The following is a 19,176-nucleotide window of genomic DNA, read 5'->3' as shown; positions in this document are numbered from 1 at the left end:
CGAATCCAGCTTTCTGGACAGGGATGCTTCTCTGACATTATGTTTCATGAACTGATCATTTTGGTATATATACCTTGCATAAAGTATATTTTTTACCAATATATGACATATATACGTTCATTCTACTGCAAAATGTATATGCAGATCCCTGTTGGCTGTGTTATCGCTCCTTTCCATAAGAAGGACGTTTATGGAGGCCCGCTTTCGGCTTGTCCGGCGTCATTTTGATTGCGTTTCTTGTCCTGACAGGGCTGTGAAGCGCGTTTTTGTGGATCATCTCCTTGTATTGAAAAGATTTTGCAGTGAGGGACACAGAGATGACAAAACAGGCCGGTGTTTTGAGCCCCGGAGATCTGGAGATGGTTGTGCAGGAAACAGCGCCGTCCCGTGGTGGATTGCGTCTTGGGGCTCTGACAGCCTTGGTTGTTGGTTCGATGATTGGCGGCGGTATTTTTGCGTTGCCACAGAACACGGCCAATAGTGCCGCGCCTGGTGCCATGCTGATTGGCTGGACAATCAGCGCCTTGGGCATGCTTGCTCTTGCGTGGGTTTTCCGTCTTCTTGCTGATCGCAGGGCTGATCTGGACGGGGGCATCTATGCCTATGCCAGGGCCGGCTTTGGTAACTATGTTGGCTTCTTGTCAGCTTGGGGGTACTGGATCAGCGCTTGGATCGGGACAACCAGCTACCTTGTTTTGTTGCTCAGTACGTTGGGTTATTTCCTTCCTGTTTTTGGGGATGGTAACACCCTGTGGGCCGTGATTGCAGCTTCTGCACTGCTTTGGACCGTGCATGCCATGGTTCTGCGTGGCATCACCGGCGCTGTTCTTGCCAATCAGGTTGCAACGATTGCCAAGGTTATTCCCTTGATCCTGTTTGTCGTTATTGCTGCCACGGCCTTTCAGCTGGATATCTTTACAGCGGATATCTGGGGTGCTGGCAGCACGGATCTGGGCAGTGTTATGGACCAGGTTCGTAACATGATGCTGATTACAGTCTGGGTCTTTATCGGCATTGAAGGGGCTGGTGTTTACTCGGCACGTGCCCGGCGGCGTTCCGATGTCGGAAAGGCGACGGTTCTGGGGTTCCTTGGGGTTATGGCTCTGCTGGTTTCTGTCAATGTGCTGTCTATGGGCATCATGTCTAGGGCGGAACTGGCAGGGCTGAAGGATCCCTCCATGGCGTACGTTCTGGAGAGTGTTGTCGGTCCTTGGGGAGCTGTTCTGGTCAGTGCCGGACTGGTGATTTCTCTGCTGGGCGGATTGCTGGCTTGGATGCTGCTGTGTACCGAGATTTTGTTCTCGGCATCAAAGGGCATGAGTATGCCGGCTTTCTTGCGTCAGGAGAATGCAAACCGGGTTCCTGCCAAGGCCCTGTTCTTATCCAATGCCATGATCCAGATTTTTCTGGTCCTGACACTGTTCAATGAATCAACGTATCTAGCCTTGGCATCCCTTGGCACCTCCATGATTCTGGTGCCTTATCTGTTGTCTGCTGTTTTTGCCTTGCGCTGCGGTATGCGTGGTGAGTTGTACGGACACGGTATTGCTGGTCGCCGGCGTGCGATGTGTGTGACAGGCTTGGCTGCCCTGTATAGTCTTTGGCTGCTGTATGCTGCCGGTGTTGACTATCTACTTCTGTCTGCTCTTCTGTATACGCCGGGTATTATTCTGTATGTGCAGGCCAGAAGAGAGCTGCGTGAACCAGTCTTCAGGCGTCGGGAGGGTGTGCTCTTTTCCCTTCTGTTGGCCGGTGCTGTTGTTGCAGGATGGATGCTTTACGCCGGTTATCTCAGCCTCTGAGGTGCACGCCCCCGCCCAAGAAGAAGGACGGGGGCGATTGTTTCAGGATGTCAGGCGCCGCAGGAAATACCGCCATCCCTTTTTGTCATGCGTCTCATGTCTTGATTGTGCGTGGCCTGTATCAGTGATCAGGCCCAGTTTTGTGGCGGCTTTGGACGCAATGTTCATATACGCACGGGCATGAGGTCCATCGGGTGACGATACAACGCTTGGTCTGCCACTATCTGCATCTTGGCGAATGGTGGCAGCCAAGGGAATTTCGCCCAGAAAATCCACACCCATCTCTTTTGCTGTTTGTCGTGCACCGCCATGGTCAAATACGTCTTCGCGATGTCCGCATTGCGTACAGATGTGATAGCTCATGTTTTCGACAATGCCGAGAATGGGAACCTCGACCTTGTTGAACATACCCAGCCCCTTGCGGGCATCAAGCAGGGCAAGATCCTGAGGGGTGGAGACGATCACAGCCCCTGACAGTTCCAGCTTCTGGCTGATAGTGAGCTGTGTATCCCCCGTGCCTGGCGGCATATCGATCACCATGATGTCAATGTCATCCCATCGGGTATCACGCAGCATTTGCTCCAGAGCCCCCATAACCATGGGGCCACGCCAGACAAGGGGGCTGTCTTCTTCCACCATGAAGCCAATCGACATGATTTTCAGGCCCATGCTTTCTGCGGGAATCAGGCCCTTGTCGTCACTGCTCAGGCGCTGTCCTCGCAAACCGGTCAGGCAGGGGATGCTTGGGCCATAGATGTCAGCGTCAAACAGGGCGACAGAAAGCCCCAGCTGCTTCAGCGCCAAGGCAAGGTTCACGGCTGTTGTCGATTTGCCAACACCACCCTTTCCCGATGCGACCGCGACAATTTTCTTTACTCCCGGCATGGGAATATGGCCTTGCACTTTTGGTCTGCTTTTCTTTTCCGGGTTGGTATGGGCGGTCAGCACAACAGTGGCAGCTTCAACACCGGGCAGGCCGGCGATGACCGTTTCCGCTGTCTGCCGTAAGGGCTCCAGTGATGAACCTAGCGCAGGTGGGACGACCAATGTGACCACGACATTTTGATTGGTGATGGTGATGCTTTCAACCCATCCTGCCGATACGGGATCCCCGGCTTCGGGATGGGAAACTGTGCGCAGCGCATCGGTGATATGGTTCCTGTCGGGGGACAGCATTCCTGAAAACTCCGTGTCTACTCTGGTGTTGCAGATGTTCGGTGCATTGCGTGGGGCAGCTTCATGACCTATAAGGCTTGCACGGACTTTGTTCCGTACGGTTCCCGGGGCGGCGGGTAAGTGCTTCGGGGCCGGCTTTGCTTTTGTGACTGTAGCGGATCGTACACCATGTCCGGTGCACCATAGCGGCAGATCCGATGTCATTCGAGAAGGAATTGTGGTAATGGCCTCTAACAATCAGGGCGGCCCATGGGGCGGAAGTGGCCCCGGTGGTGGTAACGGGGGAAACAATCCCTGGGGGCGGCGTGGGCCCCGTGGTGGGAATCAGCCACCGGACATTGATGACTTGCTTCGTCAGGGCCAGGATCACCTGCGTCGCATGTTTCCCGGCGGCTTCGGTTCAGGACGTGGAACCGTTCTTGTTGTCCTTGCCGTTCTTGCAGCGTGGATGCTGACCGGTCTATACCGAGTTAACCCTGATGAGCAGGGTGTGGAGTTGTTGTTCGGGCGTTATGTCAAGACAACGGGGCCCGGTCTGAACTACTGGTTCCCGGCTCCGTTGGGTGAGGTTGTTACCCCACGTGTAACAGAGACCCGCCAGATCAGCATCGGTTCCCGCGAGAGCGCACGGTCCCTTCTGGCACCCCGTGATACAGCGCGCGGAGAGTTGGCTGCTGCAACCAGCCAGATGTTGACCGGCGACCAGAACATCATCGATCTGGACTTTATCGTTCAGTGGCGTATTCGTGAAGCGGGCGAGTTTCTGTTCAACATCCGCGATCCCGAGCAGACTGTGCGGGCTGCGGCTGAGAGCGCCATGCGTGAGGTCGTGGGACAGACCCCGCTGGAGACAGCCATGACAACCGGACGTGCCGAGATACAGAGCCGTTCGCGTGAGTTGTTGCAGAGTATTCTTGACAGTTACCATGCCGGCATCACAATTCTGGATGTGAAGCTCCAGAAGGCAGATCCGCCGCAGGATGTGATTGATGCCTTCAACGATGTCCAGCGTGCACGCCAGGACAAGGAGCGTCTGCAGAACGAAGCCCAAGCCTACAAGAACGATATTATCCCGCGTGCCAAGGGGGAGGCCGAGCGTATGCAGCAGGAGGCTTCTGCCTACAGGGATCGTGTTGTCAAGGATGCCGAAGGTGAGTCTGCACGGTTCCTTTCCGTTTATGAAACGTACCGCAATGCCCGTACGGTCACGACGGAGCGTTTGTATCTGGAAGCCATGCAGGATGTCCTGAAAAACTCTGACAAGATTCTGCTGGGCCATGGAAATGCTGCCGGGTCTGGTGTTGTGCCCTATTTGCCATTGCCGGAGCTGAAGCGTACCGAGCGCGCAGCCGGACAGGAGAAAGCCCGATGAACAACGGAAAACTTGTACTTGGTGGTGTGGCAGCATTTGTGTTGCTGCTGCTGGTTTCCGGGGCTTTGTTTACTGTGCGTCAGACCCAGCAGGCTATTGTGCTGCAGTTCGGCAATCCGGTTCGGGTTATTCAGGAACCCGGTCTGCATGCCAAGATTCCGTTTGCCCAGAATGTGATCCTTTATGAGAACAGGGTGCTGGAACTTGACCCACCGACCCAGGAACTGCCCCTGATCGACCAGAAGCGGATTATCGTTGATACCTATGCCCGCTACCGTATTGTCAATCCACTGGAATTCTACAAAACGGTGCGGACCGAGAGCGGTTTGCGTGACCGTCTGGGCGGAATTCTGAATGCAGCCGTGCGTGATGAGCTTGGCGAGTCTGATCTTGCCGATCTTTTGACACAAAAGCGTGGTGACGTGATGCGGCGGATCACCCGTGCGGTGCAGGTTCGTGCCCCGGAATTTGGTATCGAGATTGTGGACGTCCGCATTGGTCGTACGGATTTGCCCCAGCAGACATCCCAGTCTGTTTTTAACCGGATGCGATCCGACCGTGTGGCCCAAGCTGCTCAGTTACGGGCTGAGGGGGAGGAGTTGAAGGCCAAGATCCAGGCTGAAGCCGACCGCGAGCGGACAGTTCTTCTGGCGGAAGCCCGTCGTATTTCTGAGGTTCTGCGCGGTGAGGGCGATGGAGAGCGGAACCGTATTCTGGGCGATGCCTATGGCCGTGATCCCGAATTCTTCCGGTTCTACCGGTCCATGGAAGCGTATCGCAATGCGCTGGGCAATGGTGGGACTGCGATGGTCCTGAGTCCTGATTCCGAGTTCCTGAAGTACTTTGATCGGTCTGCTCCTGCGGGTAGTTCTGTCCGTTAGTCTTGATCACGAAGCGAAGGGTCGGTCATGTCGGCCCTTCTTGGGCAAGGCGGCTTCTCATACTTTGCTCGTTGTGTAGTGTTTGGGCTTTGGTGTGAGAAAGCAGGAAAATCGGGCATATGGTGTCCGGGAAACTTTTGTTATGTTTCGCAGAGGGTTCTGATTCCCGGCAGGACACTGCGTCAATGGAGGTTCTCGTGACTTTTGGGCCTTCCCTTAAAGAAAGGCAGCTGGTTCCCGTGTGGTTCCGGTGCGCACGTGCGCTGTCTGTTCTGGTCTTGTCCGCCGCTTTTCTTGCATTGCCGTCCGGTTTTACCGGTCTGGCCTCGGCGCGCAGTACAACGACCAGCGTGGCTGACCTTGCCGAGCGGTTGTTGCCGGCGGTTGTCAACATTTCAACATCGCAGACTCTTTCAGCAGAGCGTATGCCAGATCTGCCGCAGTTCCCGCCAGGCTCTCCGTTTGAGGATTTTTTCAAGGAATTTTTTGAACGTGGTGCGCCCGGGAATCCTCATGGTGGCCGCAGGGCTACATCACTCGGCTCTGGGTTCATTATTGATCCTGATGGCTACATCGTGACGAACAACCACGTTATTCAGGATGCTGACGAAATAACCATTATTTTGTCTGATGAGACGGCTTTGAAGGCGAAGCTGGTTGGCCGTGACAGCAAGGTTGATATTGCGCTGCTGAAGGTTGATGCCAAGCGCAAATTGCCTCACGTTGAATTTGGTGATTCCGACAGGGCCAGGGTTGGGGAAGAGGTTATTGCCATCGGTAATCCCCTTGGCTTGGGTGGCTCTGTGACCACCGGCATTATTTCTGCCAAGACGCGGGATATCAACTTCGGACCCTATGACAGCTTCATACAAACGGATGCAGCCATCAACAAGGGTAATTCCGGGGGGCCCCTGTTCAACATGGATGGCCAGGTGATCGGGGTCAACACCTCCATCTATTCGCCGTCAGGGGGGAATATTGGTATTGCCTTTGCGGCCCCGTCCAATTTGTTGCGTCAGGTTCTGGATGATATTCGCAAGTATGGCCGTACCCGGCGCGGATGGCTGGGTGTTCGCATCCAGAGTGTTACAGACGAAATTGCCGAGAGTATCGGGTTGAAGAAAGCGTACGGTGCCCTTGTCGCTTCGGCCGAGGCTGGGAGCCCTGCAGAAAGTGCAGGTATCCAGTCCGGCGACGTTATTATCGAGTGGAACGGCAAGGAAGTGAAAGAGATGCGTCGCTTGCCGGTGATGGTTGCGGAAACGGAGATCAACCAGAGTGTCCCTGTTGTCGTTTGGCGCAATGGCGAGCGGGTGAAGATCAAGGTCAAGGTTGGCGAACTGAAGGATGATGAGCCATTGCCCGTGGCTGGAGCAGAAGAGGGGGCTGGTGCTGCTGATCAGGGTGCCATTGTTCAAAGTCTCGGGTTCTCGTTGTTGCCCTTGGGGCAGGCAGAAAAGAAACGCTATAACATTCCCGATGATGCCAAAGGGATGATCGTCGCTGATGTCTTGCCTTCCGGTGCTGCGGCAGAGAAGGGGATTCGCCCCGGTGATGTCCTTGTCGAAGTCAACCAGAGCGCTGTTGCCTCTGTTGCCGAGGTAGAGGAGCAGGTCAAGAAGGTTCGTGAAAAGGCAAGGAAGTCTGTTCTTCTGCTGTTTCAGAACGCATCAGGCATGCGTTTTGTCGCCCTGCCAATAACCGGTTAATCTTTATCAGATCCCTGTAGGTCGGTCATTCTGTTCGGCCTACAGGTCTCCCTTCCACGCGCTGTCGTGGGTTGGAACCCGTTCCAGAAGCCCGTTCTTGACCAGGCGGCGCTGGATAACACGCCCTTCGCCCTGTGGAGGCGCATCGCCTGATTCCGGTGCTGTGCGGGAGAACGCGATCTCTATGCTGCCCAAGTCCTGGCTGACCCAGTTGGCTTGGAGTGATCCGTCTTTCTTTGCTCCGTCAGGGCCTGTGCTCAGCTCGATACGTAGACGTGCATTGTTGGCATCAACCAACGTGAAGACAGCGCCCTTCTTTCCATCTTGCGCATCACGCTCATTGCGTGTTGCCTTGGTTGGCATGGAAAGATCAGCCTGCGGGGACTTCATCCGGACGATCAGGTTTTCCAGTCTCTCGCGGATATACAGGGCTTCCTCTGATCGGGCACCATCAAACATCTGCTCCATGACTTTGGCAACCAGCGTGCCGTCCGGGCCTGTCGAGCGCAGGATTTCTGCTGACATACGCGTCTTCAGAAGGCCATCCAGGCGTTCCTCTACCAAGCGTCCAGCCCCCGGTGTGGCATGGGTAAAAAATCCCCCTAATGCTTGGGCCAGCTTGGTTTTTTGCGCATCATCGCCGGTGTTGCCGGTTCCCGTATCTTGCTCGGCAACGGATTTCTCTATGGCTTGTGCTTCCGCGGAGTTGATGCCAGACAGAATATCAACCCATCCCTTCGCTTCGCCGGTTCGGTCCTTGTCTGTGATCTCATTCTTTTGATCAATGAAGGACTGCCCGTTCAGAACAGCGCGTTTCAGGGCCCGCAATGCTTTTGAGTCCAAGGTCTCTGTAACCCATGCCAACTTTCCGATAGGCGGTACATCGACATCTTGCCCAAGCAGTTTCCCGATAGCACTGCGCGAGAGTGCCACTTCAGATGCATTGCCAAAGCGGGACGACATGTTCTGGCCGGGGGTTCCGGCACCTTCCATGGCAGCCTGGTTTCGGGCAGCTGCCAGAAGGCGTGCCGAAGCGCCAATACCCTGACCATAGAGAGCCAGAAGATTACCCGTCTGAATTGGGCCAAGCAGGCCGGAGAGCATAGAAGGTTTCATGAACGTAGACCTGTTTTCTTCAAGGCATCCGGTCCGGTAAGGCCCCGTGGGCTACCGGTTCTCTGGCCATCAGCAGCAATATTCATGCCTGGAAGAAATTGGTTCTGCTAACAGTGGGATAGAGATGTTTCTGTCATCCCTTGTCGGCAAGGATTGCCGACCGGTGGGCAGTTCTGTGCCGCGAAAGCAACAGGGCCACCCGGAGGCAGCCCTGTTTTGCTGGTCTTTGGCCCAAGGCAGGCTTTCAATCCAGCCCTTGGCGTCCCATCTGGATAAATTTGTCGCGACGCTTCTGACGCAAAACCCCCGGTTCCAAGGTTATCAGCCCTGTGAGATGGCGTTCTATGGCTTCTCCGACAGCCTCGATAGCCGAGCGTGGCATACGGTGTGCCCCGCCCAAGGGCTCGGGGATAATTTCATCGACAAGACCCATCCGGTGAAGGTCTTGAGCCGTCAGGCGCATGGACTCAGCAGCGACCTGTGCTTGATCGCCGGATCGCCACAGAATTCCGGCGCATCCTTCTGGTGATATAACAGAGTAGATGGAATGCTCCAGCATGAGGATTGTGTTGGCAGCGGCCAAGGCGATGGCACCGCCGGATCCACCTTCCCCTATTACGACGGAAATCAGGGGAACCCGGATATCCAAGCATGTTTCCACAGAGCGGGCAATGGCTTCGGCCTGTCCTCTTTCCTCGGCATCCAGGCCGGGGAAAGCGCCTGCGGTATCGACCAGCGTCAGGACCGGAAGGCCAAAGCGATCGGCCATCTGCATCAGGCGCCGGGCTTTCCGGTATCCTTCCGGGCGGGCCATGCCGAAGTTATGGCGCATCCGTGTTTCGCCATCGTGCCCTTTTTCCTGGCCCATGACCATGACAGAGCGCCCGCGGAACCGTCCGATGCCGCCAATGATGGCTTCGTCCTCTCCAAACTGGCGATCCCCGGCCAAGGGCTGGAAATCTTCGATAAGTGCACGGAGATAGTCCACAAAATGGGGCCGCTCAGGATGACGGGCAACCTGTGTCTTCTGCCATGGGGTCAGGCGTGCGTACGTCTCACGCAGCCGTTTCTCGACCTTGTTTTGCAGGCGGGCGACCTCTTCGGCGATATTGAGACCTTCTCCGTCACCCATGTGACGAAGATCCTCTATTTTACCTTCCAGTTCAGCGACTGGTTTTTCGAAATCCAGAAAGTTCATGGATCCGCACTACACTGCCTTCAGAAAATGGAGCCTACGTCTAGCACAGGGTTCCCGGGGCGGCGACGGGAAAATGCATGTCCTGCGCCGAAACATGCCCGGACCCACCACGCTGTTGCTGTTTACGGGGCACTCAGGGGGGCACGCAATCCTCTGACCAGGCTTTCGTAATCTGGTTCTTTCTCGGGATCTAGAAGCCCATGACGCAGGGCAAAATCAAGAATGACCAAGGCGACATTGAATTTGGCATCCTGACTGCGGCGTACCTGCTCGATCAATTCCTCTGCGGGAATCAGCTCGAATCGCTCGACCTCGCCATCTGTGTTGCGCGGCACAAATGATGCGGGGAGTTCCAGATCGAAACAGAACAGGGTATCGCGGCGAATGCCCCATGCATTGTCCATCATATACGACACGGTACCAACTGGTCGGGCTGCAGCTGCAATATCTGCGGACATGCCGGCTTCCTCGGCCGCTTCCTTGCGCAGGTTTTCCAATAGGCTCAGGCTGGCTGGTTGTCCGCCGGCAATCATGCTGTCGAGTTTACCCGGGTCCAGTGTCTTGCTGGCAGAGCGAATGCCAGTCCAGATCATGATACGACCATCGGGTTGGCGGACATACCCATTGACGTGGATACCCCATGCCAGAAGCCCCAGCATAGCAACATATCCCCTGTCGATTTGCATCAGGTCCGGATTATGGAATGCTGTGCGGACGGCATACAGTTCGTGGCGGCTCCGGGGGGCTTTTCCCTGTGCTGTCAATGTGTCTAAAACCTGCGCAGCAGCTTGTGTTCGTTGTGCCGGTGTCTTGTGCGTGGCGGCGATTCTGACCGTGTCAGATGTAACGGTGAAGATATCCGGAAAAGCGGACAGAGCCTCTGCGTGGTCATGCCTCACCATGCCAACCGGGTGTCCGGCAACGCTGAGGGGACGATAGAGATGAGGCGTCCAGGCGTTACAACGTTTGATGTGGTCCTGGAAAGTCATGAACGGGTTCCGGTTGCCAGAGAGTTCCCCCAATCAGAAAAGGAAGGCTGGATTTTTGCAAGATTGTTGTGTGACGTTTCTGTGTTTGCCCTGCGTGCAAGGATCAATCACGATGGCGTGACAAGCTCTTTCCTTTTGTCCCATTATGGGCATCGGTTTGCTGCATCCTGCTCTTGATCGGGAGTTTCTCCATGATGGCCCTTGTCATTGTTTTTTGCCTTGCAGGCTTGCTGACCTCGTTGTGGTTGGGCGGGGCTGTCCTCTATATAGGCTCCCTTGTCGGATGGGACAGCCTGATGCTTTTGCCGCCATCGGACATGGCTGTTCTTGTTGCGGGTACTTTTGGTCCGGTTGTTGCCCTGTGGCTACTGGTTGGCTTCATCAACATGGCGGCTTCCGGGCATCGGCAGGAGCATGTTCTCAATACGCTGGCCCAGCAATCCCGTCATACCTCCGATCATGTCGAGGCCCAGGTGCGCACCCTTCTGCAAATGCAGGCTGACAGCCGTCGCCGGGCAGCCGTGGAGGGGATGGAGCTGGCACTGCGTGACCTGAATGCGCATGCGTCGCTTTTGGCAGAGCGGCTGGGCATGGTCAGTACCGCTGAGGCAGAAACGCTGTGGGGGCGCACGGTGTCCGGTGATGTGTGGGCTTTTGCGCAGGCCTTTCTTGTGCGCGCCGCTGCTTACCCCGAGTTTGCCGGCATGTTGGCCGAGCGTGCTCTGGGGGACCCTGTATCCGTTCAGGCCCTGCACTGTTTTATCCGCCGCTGCGAAGCCTTGCGGCATGAGGTCCAGCAGCATGACCTCCACCCGCTGTTCGGGCAGGTTATTGAGGAGGGGCCTCTTGCCCGCCTTCATACCCTGTTTCTGGATCTTGCGGACCGTATCGAAATTTTGCGCGAGGTTCGGGCCGGATCTGTGGACTCTTCCTCTTCGATGGTTGAGGACGTGGTGCGCCAAAAGGCTTCATCCTCGTTGGGTGATGACTCCTTGTTGTTGGAGCAGACGGATTTTGGTGACGAGAATGACCCGGCTGTTTCCAATCCTGAACCTGCACATGGCTCTGGCTCCCGCGCTTCTGCGTCGCCTCGTGCATCTGGTCTGGATCGCCTCCATGATGCCTTGGCCCGTATGGGGGGTGGAGGGGCCTATTCGCCGAGCGCACCCGGGGACGGGACTGCGGGGATTGCCGAACGGCCTGGGCAGGGTGAAAAAGGTGTTCTTTCTCGTGAAACACAGCACCCGGCGTCAGACGCGGTTGTGTGATTCTGGTAATTAGGTATGGGGCCCCTTGTATCCGGTGTTGTGACGGGGCCCCATCCGTATAAAGGCAAGGGAAGGGTATTGGGAACATTCCTGGAAAAGATGTGGGCCTTGTTTTCCCGCCAGCCATCGGGCAGGAAACGGCGGCGCAAGGGCAGGGCTGATGTTGCAGCCACCCGGGTGGGTGTTCCTGCCTCGACCGATTCTGAACCTCAAGGTGTTGCTGGTGGGATTGAAAATACCCAAGGTGGCTCAGGGGAGGTCCCAAAGGAGTATCCCATGACTCCGGAGCGTGCAGAACTTATCCGGCAGGCAAAGGATATTCTGCAGGCCAAGCAAAAAATGATCGAGTCCCTTCCAGAGCCACAGCGCCACAAACTGGCTCTTCTGGCTCATTTGATGTTGTCCATACAAAGCCGGCAGGACAAAAGCGAAAAATCCTAGCCTGCCTGTTTGTGGAATATCCGCTACTATGTCCTGTCAGAAGTTGACGTATGAACGGACGGGCAGAGCGGATGGGCAAAGGTCCTGTAACTGAGGCCGATCTCCTGAAGCGGGAGTTGCGAGGCCTTTTCGAACACATAAAGCGTATGCGCCTTGAAATCGCGTCGATTCGTCGTCCCGGATCCACGGATGAGGACGATCACTTCGCCAAGATGTCTGACGAGCTTGATGCCATTGTTAATGCTACAGAAACGGCCACAGACAGTATCATGAGCGGTGTCGAGGAGCTTGACGATCTGTTGACTGGTCTCAGAAAGCATGTCGCCGGTAACAGTGAGGCGTTGGAAGCCCTTGACCGTGTGCCAGCCCTGACGGCTAATATCTTTGAAGCCTGTTCTTTTCAGGATATTACGGGACAACGAATCAGCAAGGTTGTCCGCTCGCTCCAGTTTATAGAGGAGCGGGTCAATGCCCTGATCAATATGTGGGGTTCCGATTCGCTGGCTGATGCTGATGTTGATGACAAGCCCATTGATTTTGAGAAATCACTGCTCAATGGCCCCCAATTGCAGGGTAAAGGGGTCAGTCAGAAAGATGTTGATGCCATGCTGGGTGGGGGCGCTGCACAGGTACCGAAAGCCCCTGCTGCTCCTCCGCAACCCCCTGCAAAATCTGATTCTGCACCTCCTGCGGCAAAGGCCCCTCCCAAGCCCCCGGCGGCACCTCCGAAACCATCATCGCCCGGCGATGATAATGCGGGGAATGGAATGGGGCAGGGAGATATAGATAATTTGTTCGGCTGACGATACATCTTGACGAAAGCCGGGTGTATGGCTAATAACCCTCCCTCCTGCTTTCCGTTCAGGCCTGAAGAAGACAAGAAAAGGATACGAACCATGGCTCGTCGTTGCATTGTTACCGGCAAAGGCGTTCAGACCGGCAACAACGTCAGCCACGCCAATAACAAGACCCGTCGTCGCTGGCTGCCAAACCTCCAGGAAACAGCCCTGGTGTCCGAGGCACTGGGCGAGTCGGTTGCGATCCGCGTCTCTGTCCATGGACTTCGGACAATCGAGCATCGCGGCGGCATTGATGCTTATCTGCTTGGCATGGCCAACACCAAACTTCCGACTGACCTGCGTCGTTTGAAGAAGCGTATTCAGGCTGTCAAGGCCGCCTGATACTGACCTTCTTCAGGATCTATGTTTTTGATGTGGAGAGCCCGGCTGCTCATAAGCCGGGCTTTCTGGCTTTTTAAATCCTTCTTCATTCCCTGGGGGTATGCTGAGAAGCTGTCTCCACGGGGGTGCCGGTGTATAGCCTTTCTGAGTCGCCGTTCTTTGCTGATGGGGCCGTCTGGTCTGCCGAGGGGCAGTATGTCGAGGAAAAAGGTATCGTTCTGCCCGCGCATGGGTCGTGGCGTGTCCGTCATCGTCGCCTGAGGCAAAAAGATCGATCTGCGGATGATGAATCTCTGGATACGCCGAGCCTTTCCTCCTCTCGTTTGGTTTGGTACATCGAGGCGGACCTGAGGTTGATTACCGCCCAGGGAGATTTTGGGGCTATGCGCGGGGTTATCTCGGTCGATCCCCCGACAGAAAAGCGCCCGCGTGATGCGTGGTGGGAATGGTCCAGTCCCGGCATCGGCACATTGGGTGGCCGTTATACCCGTGTTGGTGACACCATCATCAGCCAAGGGGCAACGGATGATGGTGTGCATGTCCTGACCGAGTGTTTCCTGATATCAGAGTCCGGTGCGGTCGGGATTGTACGCGGTGTTTTATCCCGTGACGGGGAGACAATCGCGTCGTGGGGGTTGACTCTGAGCCTTGAGTAAGGTGTTGAGCTGATTGTACCGCCGTGGTTCCGGATATATGCCATTCAGGGTCTTCGCCGTTTCCCGGCGTGGTGTCTCCGCTCCCCCTGTTGAGAGGTGTCAAACAGGGCTGAAACTTGCTTCAGTACGGCCCCCCCAAGCTCTTCTGCATCCATAAGGGTTATGGCGCGGCGATAGTAGCGGGTAACGTCATGTCCAATGCCAATGGCGAGCAGGTCAACCGGGCTACGGCTCTCGATCCAGGTGATGACGCTGCGGAGGTGCTGTTCCAGATAGGTTCCGGGATTTGCAGACAGGGTGGAGTCATCAACAGGAGCACCATCTGATATAACCATCAGAATACGGCGTTGCTCCGGGCGGCCGATAAGTCTCTGATGGGCCCATAGAAGGGCCTCGCCATCGATATTTTCCTTCAGAATTCCTTCCTTCAGCATCAGGCCAAGGTTACGGCGTGCCCGCCGCCATGGTGTATCGGCGCTTTTGTAGATGATATGGCGTATATCATTCAGACGTCCGGGGTTGGCTGGTTTGCCGTCTTGCGTCCACGCTTCGCGCGCTTTTCCGCCTTTCCATTGGCTGGTTGTGAAGCCCAGAATCTCCACTTTGACGCCACAGCGTTCCAATGTTCTGGCCAGAATGTCAGCGCTCATGGCGGCAACCGTGATCGGGCGTCCGCGCATGGAGCCGGAATTATCAATCAGCAGGGTTACAACGGTGTCACGGAACGCGGCGTCACGTTCCTGCTTGTACGACAGCGACAGCGCCGGGTTGGCGACAACGCGGGCCAAGCGGGCTGAGTCAAGGATACCGTCTTCCAGATCAAAGTCCCATTCCCGCAGCTGCTGTGCCATCAGCCGCCGTTGCAGACGATTGGCCAAGCGAGCCACAACTCCGCGCAGGTGATTCAATTGCTGATCCAGCTGAAAGCGAAGACGGGCCAGTTCCTCGGGGTCGCACAGTTCATCGGCACTGCGGATCTGGTCGAATTCTGTCGTATAGACGTGGTATTTTCCTTCTGCGGGTCTATTATGCCCCGGCCCCGGTGGATGTGTCTGTGATGGTGCAGACATCTCTTCCTCAAGCAGAGATGCTCCGGAGCTTTCCGTCTCCGTCTCTGTCTTCTGCTCTGCGGGGGTTGTATCCCCGGTTTCCAGGCTGTCGCTGGTCTGATCCCCTGTGTCTTCTGCTGTGGAATCCGGGTTCTGTGCATCTGCCCCCTGGTCAGTGGAGGACTGCTGGTTCTTGTCCTGCGTGTCAGGTTCAAGAGATGCCCCGTCTTCCTCTTGATCGCTGTTGTCGTCTGCTTCAATGCCAAGATCATCCAGAAGCTTGCGTATGGTGGCCGCATACTGCTTCTGATCTGTTACGCTGTTTTTCAGAATATCCAGCCATTTCTCTAGGGAACCGAGAGATTCTGTACAGAGATCGAGGATGTACTGTTCCGATGTACCGGAGGGAACAATACCAAGATGGCGGTGGAGGGCTGCGTGCACAAGATCAGCCATCGCGATGCTTCCGGGATCGGTCACAGAGCAAAGTTCTTCGGCACTGAGCCGGGCTTCTGTTGCTGCGGCCAGGTTCAGGGCTGTTCCGGGCAGGCGTGTGGCACCAAGAGCCTCGACCCGTGCCTGTTCCAGGGCATTGTAAACAGACCGGGCATCTTGTCCCTGTGGCATCCGTCTTGCGTGCACGGATGGATCATGATGACGCAGCTTCAGAGCGATGGCATCGGCAATGCCGCGCAGCCTGGCTCTGTTGCCAGGGTTGTCGGATGTCGGGGAAGAGGGGAGTGGCAGGCGGACCTGGTCATGAAAGATCCCTGCTGCAGGTGTGATGCCAGGTGCATTGACCGGAGCATAGCTGACCAGAAGTTCGGATCGCCCGCTCAGGGCGCGTACACAGGCTGCTGTTGCACGCTTCAGGGTCTCGACGGGGGTTTCCTGGCCATCAAGGGGTTTATTTGACATGCGGGCCCGGTGCTCCCCTCCTGCCGAAGGTAGCGCGGGAGGATGCGGGCGAGGTGGCGGTTCAGTCATCAGGCAATCTCGACGCACGACAGGAGGGAGGACCCGTTTGATCCCGTTTATTTTCAGGGCTGGGGTACAACGGCGCGAAGGGCCGAGGCCGGCAGCTCTTCTCCAAAGCAGCGCTGATAGTACTCCGCGACGACAGGCCGTTCCGCTTCATCACACCTGTTCAGGAATGTAACGCGGAATGCATAGGGTATACTATTGAATATGCAAGCATTCTCTGCCCACGTCAGAACCGAGCGCGGGCTCATGACGGTAGAGATATCCCCAGCCATGAAGCCGGCCCGCGTCAGGTCGGCAACAGAAACCATCTGGGATATGGTTCTGCGTCCGGTCGTGCTGTCATATTCCGGCATCCTGGATACCATGATTGCCACTTCGGCATCGTGTTCCAGGTAGTTCAGGGTTGCCACGATATTCCAGCGGTCCATCTGCCCTTGGTTGATCTGCTGGGTTCCGTGATAGAGCCCCGTGGTATCCCCCAAACCGATGGTGTTGGCCGTTGCAAAAAGGCGGAAGGCCTTGTGGGGGCGGATGACCCGGTTCTGATCCAGCAGGGTCAGCTTGCCTTCCACCTCCAGTATTCTCTGGATGACGAACATGACATCCGGACGGCCGGCATCGTATTCGTCAAAAACCAGGGCACAGGGATGTTGCAGGGCCCACGGCAGGAGGCCTTCGCGGAATTCGGTGACCTGTTTGCCGTCGCGCAGCACAATGGCGTCTTTTCCGATCAAGTCAATACGGCTGACGTGGCTGTCCAGATTGATCCGAATACATGGCCAGTTCAGCCGGGCGGCCACCTGTTCAATATGGGTTGATTTCCCAGTGCCATGATACCCTTGGATCATGACCCGCCTGTTGTGGCGAAATCCAGCCAGTATGGCCAACGTTGTATCGTGGTCGAAGCGGTATCCCTGATCCAGGTCGGGAACGTGGTCCGAGGGTGTGCTGAAGGCCGGAACCTGCATGTCACTGTCAATACCGAAGACCTCACGGACAGACAGTGTCCGGTCGGGAAGATCGGGCAGGGGGGCCTTGGAAAGATCCATCGGGGAAGGTCTCCGGTCACATGGCGTTATAAGAGGGGAGAAGAAGGCGCGGGAAGCAAGGACAAGGGCTGGAGGATAATCCTATCCCGGAGCTTTGAGTCCAGCGAGAAGGGTATGATAGGCATCATTAATGGTCTTGAAGCGTTCCTCGGCGTCTGGGTCATCATGATTAAGATCCGGGTGATGTTCCTTGACCAGCGCCCGATAACGAGTACGCAGGTCATGGATATCGAGCGGAAGGTGCAGGCCCAGCGTCTCCAAGGCTTTTCTTTCTTCTGGATTGTCAGGCTGTATTTTGTTGCTGTTTCTGTGCCATCGGCTGCGGCCCGCCTCGGCCTCGTCCCGTTCAGGGTCAAAGAAACCAAAGTGGTCGCGGAAGCGTGCGGAACCATTGCGGTCTGCACCTCCCCCCAGTGTTCCAAGCTTCCAAGTCGGTCTTTGCCACGTGTAATCCTTGCGGATTTCATCCTCCAGCTCCTGGGGGCTCATATTCTCATAGTAATTCCATTGGCGATTGTAACTGCGAACGTGGTCCAGGCACAACCAGATATAATCTGTCAGCCCACGGTCGCGCGGTGCCCGATATTCTCCCTGCTGCGAGCAACCGGGCATCGCGCAGGCATGCGTCTCCGGGCCGCTTGCAGTGCGTGTGCGGCCAAAAGGGTCAAACGGATCAGGGGCGCCCGGGGCCCCGTTTTCGGGCTTTCTGTTACGCATGCAACCACTATAGACAGCCATTTTCCTTTCAGGCAAGCTGCAGGCCGTGGTCCGTGCCGGAAGGTTGACCTTCGTTTGCCATCCAGCCAGTTTCTCCGGCTTTTATTTGCCTTTTCTGTTGTGGTGTTTCATGACTTTTCGCGACCGCATACACAGCAAGCTGACCGTGGCCCTGTCTCCGGTTTTTCTGGATATCAGGGATGATTCCGCGCGCCACGCCGGTCATGCAGACCGGATTGCCGCGCTGGCCGAACGGGGTGCTGATACAGGGCATGCCCCCCTGGATGGTGGGGGCGAGACGCACTTTATGGTAACGGTTGTATCGGCTGCATTTGAGGGGAAAAGCCGCGTGGAGCGCCAGCGTTTGGTTTATGCCTTGCTTGCTGACGAATTGCGGGAACGTGTTCATGCCCTTTCGGTAATGGCCCGTACACCTGCTGAGGCATCCGCCCTCTAGATTCCTAGCTGTTTCCCGGTGGCGTGTCTGTTTGCGGCCATTCCCGAGCAGCAACGCTTCCCTCTGCCCTCAGAGCGTAGCAGGTGTCCATCAGTGCCGGGGGAAGAGAGCGTTTCTGGTGTGCAGGTTGCTCGGGATCCATGCGTGCAGACATGACGGTTTGAATGGCGGTTGTTGCCAGAGGACGTATAAGCTCTGTCAGATGGGTACAGCCGCATGGGCCGTGCAGGTGGCTGCGAACATGTTTTTCAAATCCCCTTCCGATTGTCAGACCTTCCAGCTTTTTGTACGCCGATGCAATGTCCGGGCATTCATGGAATGGTGCGTGTTGTGTTATGGCCTGTGCGCGGTGGATAAGGAGACTGCTGTCTACAGTCAGGCGTATCGTCATGCCGTGGAGTGGCTCTCCGGCTTTGATTGTGCCCCTGTCACGATTGGAGAAATCATAGGTTTTTGTATCGTGCAGACTGGCCTCGATATCCCACAGGCCATCTTGTCGCAGGTATCCCAGACATTCGATACGACGTGTATGGATCAAGGATCGTGAGGTGTCAGCGGGGCATGAGGGCATGTCATATAGTCCGGTATCGGTAGGTGGTGGAGTAGAGATCCCAAGGTATATCCCTCTCCACCGCCGGATACAGGGTTCAGCCCCCGGTGCCGTAACCGTCGCCGCCGATATAGCTCTCGCAGCTCTTGATGGTACTTTCAAGTTCGCCTTGCACAACAGCGTATAAATCCCGCACGGATACGATACCCACGGCATTCCCACGATCATCAACCACCGGAAGATGGCGGTACTTGTGTTGGCGCATCATGTGCAGGGCGTCCTGGGCCTGATCGCCAGGGCGAAGGGTATCCGGATCTGCGGTCATGACATCACCGACCTTCGTGTGGTCGGGGTCCAGCTGTGCGGCCACGACACGTTTTGTAATGTCCTGCTCTGTCATAATACCTTTCAGGCGTGTACCTTCGGTAATCATAACAGCGGCAACGCCTTTTTCCGCCATCAGGCGTGCTGCGTCGCGTACAGAGAGAGAGGAGGATACGATAGCCAGCGTTTGTTCGTTGATAACATCAGGTACAATTCTGGGCATGGACTTGTCTCTCCATCTTGTTTCCTGTCTCCGC

The 19,176-nt window shown here is 56.1% G+C and carries 19 protein-coding genes; 10 read left to right on the top strand and 9 right to left on the bottom strand.

Translation table 11 applies throughout. The annotated features are described in order from the left end of the window. Positions 1 to 317 precede the first annotated feature (317 nt). Complete coding sequence (arcD, locus tag HEQ60_RS09790) at positions 318 to 1,802, top strand: arginine-ornithine antiporter (RefSeq protein WP_245183889.1); 1,485 nt, start codon at positions 318 to 320, stop codon at positions 1,800 to 1,802. A gap of 42 nt (positions 1,803 to 1,844) precedes the next feature. Here arcD and apbC read toward each other — a convergent pair whose 3' ends face one another. Then, positions 1,845 to 2,978, bottom strand: coding sequence for an iron-sulfur cluster carrier protein ApbC (gene apbC / locus HEQ60_RS09785; protein WP_168071502.1), 1,134 nt, complete (start codon positions 2,976 to 2,978; stop codon positions 1,845 to 1,847). Between the two features lie 223 nt (positions 2,979 to 3,201). Between apbC and hflK the strand changes: the two genes are divergently transcribed. From hflK to HEQ60_RS09770, 3 genes are all read left to right on the top strand, one after another. Then, positions 3,202 to 4,350, top strand: coding sequence for an FtsH protease activity modulator HflK (gene hflK / locus HEQ60_RS09780; protein WP_168071501.1), 1,149 nt, complete (start codon positions 3,202 to 3,204; stop codon positions 4,348 to 4,350). Continuing rightward, the gene (gene hflC / locus HEQ60_RS09775; protein WP_168071500.1) at positions 4,347 to 5,231 is read left to right on the top strand and encodes a protease modulator HflC; all 885 of its coding nucleotides are present in this window, start codon (positions 4,347 to 4,349) and stop codon (positions 5,229 to 5,231) included. The genes hflK and hflC overlap by 4 nt, the downstream gene beginning before the upstream one ends. A 197-nt stretch (positions 5,232 to 5,428) precedes the next feature. Next, on the top strand, positions 5,429 to 6,940 hold the full coding sequence (locus HEQ60_RS09770; RefSeq protein ID WP_322099335.1) for a Do family serine endopeptidase: 1,512 nt from the start codon (positions 5,429 to 5,431) through the stop codon (positions 6,938 to 6,940). 39 nt (positions 6,941 to 6,979) lie between these two features. Here HEQ60_RS09770 and HEQ60_RS09765 read toward each other — a convergent pair whose 3' ends face one another. From HEQ60_RS09765 to HEQ60_RS09755, 3 genes are all read right to left on the bottom strand, one after another. Continuing rightward, positions 6,980 to 8,056 (bottom strand): hypothetical protein, encoded by a 1,077-nt coding sequence (locus HEQ60_RS09765; RefSeq protein WP_168071498.1) that lies wholly within the window; start codon positions 8,054 to 8,056, stop codon positions 6,980 to 6,982. 244 nt (positions 8,057 to 8,300) lie between these two features. Continuing rightward, complete coding sequence (locus HEQ60_RS09760; protein ID WP_168071497.1) at positions 8,301 to 9,254, bottom strand: acetyl-CoA carboxylase carboxyltransferase subunit alpha; 954 nt, start codon at positions 9,252 to 9,254, stop codon at positions 8,301 to 8,303. A gap of 122 nt (positions 9,255 to 9,376) precedes the next feature. Further along, positions 9,377 to 10,243: a DUF4743 domain-containing protein gene (locus HEQ60_RS09755; RefSeq protein ID WP_066132606.1), complete on the bottom strand. Its 867-nt coding sequence runs from the start codon at positions 10,241 to 10,243 to the stop codon at positions 9,377 to 9,379. A gap of 191 nt (positions 10,244 to 10,434) precedes the next feature. Here HEQ60_RS09755 and HEQ60_RS09750 point away from each other — a divergent pair, with 191 nt between their 5' ends. The 5 genes from HEQ60_RS09750 (at position 10,435) to HEQ60_RS09730 (ending at position 13,789) form a co-directional block, all read left to right on the top strand. Continuing rightward, complete coding sequence (locus HEQ60_RS09750; protein ID WP_168071496.1) at positions 10,435 to 11,511, top strand: hypothetical protein; 1,077 nt, start codon at positions 10,435 to 10,437, stop codon at positions 11,509 to 11,511. 15 nt (positions 11,512 to 11,526) lie between these two features. Further along, positions 11,527 to 11,952 (top strand): hypothetical protein, encoded by a 426-nt coding sequence (locus tag HEQ60_RS09745; RefSeq protein ID WP_168071495.1) that lies wholly within the window; start codon positions 11,527 to 11,529, stop codon positions 11,950 to 11,952. Positions 11,953 to 12,023: 71 nt separating this feature from the next. Continuing rightward, complete coding sequence (locus tag HEQ60_RS09740; protein WP_168071520.1) at positions 12,024 to 12,755, top strand: protein phosphatase CheZ; 732 nt, start codon at positions 12,024 to 12,026, stop codon at positions 12,753 to 12,755. A 93-nt stretch (positions 12,756 to 12,848) separates the two neighbouring features. Continuing rightward, positions 12,849 to 13,133, top strand: coding sequence for a 50S ribosomal protein L28 (rpmB, locus tag HEQ60_RS09735; protein WP_066132596.1), 285 nt, complete (start codon positions 12,849 to 12,851; stop codon positions 13,131 to 13,133). Positions 13,134 to 13,264: 131 nt separating this feature from the next. Continuing rightward, positions 13,265 to 13,789, top strand: coding sequence for a hypothetical protein (locus tag HEQ60_RS09730; protein WP_168071494.1), 525 nt, complete (start codon positions 13,265 to 13,267; stop codon positions 13,787 to 13,789). Positions 13,790 to 13,833: 44 nt separating this feature from the next. Here the strand turns inward: HEQ60_RS09730 and HEQ60_RS09725 are convergent, their stop codons facing one another. The 3 genes from HEQ60_RS09725 to HEQ60_RS09715 all read right to left on the bottom strand — a co-directional run bounded on the left by HEQ60_RS09725 (position 13,834) and on the right by HEQ60_RS09715 (position 17,609). Next, the gene (locus HEQ60_RS09725) at positions 13,834 to 15,756 is read right to left on the bottom strand and encodes a cobaltochelatase CobT-related protein (protein WP_168071493.1); all 1,923 of its coding nucleotides are present in this window, start codon (positions 15,754 to 15,756) and stop codon (positions 13,834 to 13,836) included. A gap of 122 nt (positions 15,757 to 15,878) precedes the next feature. After that, positions 15,879 to 16,871 carry a cobaltochelatase subunit CobS gene (gene cobS / locus HEQ60_RS09720; protein WP_168071492.1) on the bottom strand — a complete coding sequence of 331 codons (993 nt, stop codon included), beginning with the start codon at positions 16,869 to 16,871 and terminating at the stop codon, positions 15,879 to 15,881. 81 nt (positions 16,872 to 16,952) lie between these two features. Beyond that, positions 16,953 to 17,609, bottom strand: a complete 657-nt coding sequence (locus tag HEQ60_RS09715) for a J domain-containing protein (RefSeq protein ID WP_245183887.1) — start codon at positions 17,607 to 17,609, stop codon at positions 16,953 to 16,955. Between the two features lie 109 nt (positions 17,610 to 17,718). On the opposite strand from HEQ60_RS09715, the gene HEQ60_RS09710 reads away from it, so the two are divergent. Further along, the gene (locus tag HEQ60_RS09710) at positions 17,719 to 18,045 is read left to right on the top strand and encodes a BolA family protein (protein WP_168071491.1); all 327 of its coding nucleotides are present in this window, start codon (positions 17,719 to 17,721) and stop codon (positions 18,043 to 18,045) included. A gap of 4 nt (positions 18,046 to 18,049) precedes the next feature. Here the strand turns inward: HEQ60_RS09710 and HEQ60_RS09705 are convergent, their stop codons facing one another. Together HEQ60_RS09705 and HEQ60_RS09700 are read right to left on the bottom strand one after the other, a co-directional pair. Next, entirely contained in the window at positions 18,050 to 18,616 is a 567-nt protein-coding gene (locus tag HEQ60_RS09705) for a DUF2889 domain-containing protein (RefSeq protein ID WP_168071490.1), read from the bottom strand. A gap of 76 nt (positions 18,617 to 18,692) precedes the next feature. Further along, positions 18,693 to 19,142 carry a CBS domain-containing protein gene (locus HEQ60_RS09700; RefSeq protein WP_066132580.1) on the bottom strand — a complete coding sequence of 150 codons (450 nt, stop codon included), beginning with the start codon at positions 19,140 to 19,142 and terminating at the stop codon, positions 18,693 to 18,695. Positions 19,143 to 19,176 lie beyond the last annotated feature (34 nt).

This window comes from Haematospirillum sp. H1815 (assembly GCF_012102705.1).
Lineage (GTDB): Bacteria > Pseudomonadota > Alphaproteobacteria > Rhodospirillales > Rhodospirillaceae > Haematospirillum.
The sequence above is the reverse complement of the archived record's forward strand: the minus strand, read 5'-3'. Positions and strand labels throughout refer to the sequence as shown.